Source organism: Flavobacterium bomense (genome assembly GCF_003970355.1).
Genome location: NZ_RYDJ01000138.1, coordinates 1 through 1,300, shown reverse-complemented (window position 1 = coordinate 1,300; position 1,300 = coordinate 1). Strand labels below are relative to the sequence as shown.

Annotated in this window: 1 protein-coding gene; it reads left to right on the top strand. The window is 28.7% G+C overall.

The window, feature by feature from the left end; genetic code table 11:
- Nucleotides 1–123: 123 nt before the first annotated feature.
- Entirely contained in the window at nucleotides 124–1,287 is a 1,164-nt protein-coding gene (locus tag EKL98_RS16205; protein ID WP_126563165.1) for an IS4 family transposase, read from the top strand.
- The last annotated feature ends 13 nt before the right edge of the window (nucleotides 1,288–1,300 follow it).

Genomic DNA, 1,300 nt, shown 5'->3' with positions numbered 1-1,300 from the left:
CACTAGTGTCCACTAAAAAATAAAACAAGTTCTTTGAAATTATTGTAAATCTGTATTTTAAGAGTCATTTTTGAGCGTGACGATTTGAAATGATTATTATGTTCGTAAATCAATATTACGAATATGAATCACGGTAAATATGTCTTTTCTCAACTGATTGAATTTCTTCCTCAACGTGTTTTTGACAGGTTAACTAGTAAATATTTTGGCAATAAATCGGTCAAACATTTTACTTGTTGGAATCAATTATTATGTATGATTTTTGGTCAACTTTCAGCAAGAGAAAGTTTAAGAGATTTGATAATTGTTATAGAAGCACATCAATCAAAATCATATCATTTAGGATTTGGCAAAAATGTAACTCGTAGCAATTTATCCAAAGCTAATGAAAATCGTAATTATAAAATATTTGAAGAGTTTGCCAATCATTTAATATTGATTGCTCGGGATAAAAACAGCAATGATGCTTTTGAAATAAAAGGTAATATTTATGCTTTTGATTCTTCAACAATTGATCTATGCTTGAGTGTATTTTGTTGGGCTCATTTTCGAAAAACTAAAGCAGGAATAAAATTGCACACTCTATTTGATATTAACACACAAATCCCGGTATTTATCCATATAACAGAAGCAAATGTGCACGATGTTAATGCAATGGATGTCATAGATTATGAGCCATTTGCGTATTATATTTTTGACCGTGCTTATGTTGATTATGATCGACTTTTTCGAATTACAAAAGCAAATGCTTATTTTGTTGTTAGAGCAAAATCTAATGTGAAATTTAAAAGAATGTATTCTCTAAAAATTGACAAAACCACTGGAATTAAATATGACCAAATTGGTAAAATAGAAGGTTTTTATACCTCAAAAGATTATCCAGAAAAGATACGAAAAGTAAAATTTTTCGATACTGAAAAAAAAAAAATGTTAGTATTCTTGACTAATAATTTTGAATTATCAGCTCAAGATATTGCACTACTTTACAAACAAAGATGGCAAGTAGAATTGTTCTTCAAATGGATAAAACAGCACCTAAAAGTTAAGACCTTTTGGGGAACAACAGAAAATGCTGTTCGTATTCAAATCAATGTAGCAATTGCAACTTACTGTTTGGTTTCTATAATAGCAAAAGATTTAAAAATCAATCGTTCAACCTACGAAATTCTACAAATTTTATCCGCATCATTACTCGACAAAATATCTATAAATGAACTACTTATGAAATCAGATTACAATAATGTCAATGAACATAATACTAACCAGCTGGTTTTTAACTTATTTTAAGTGGACACTAGTG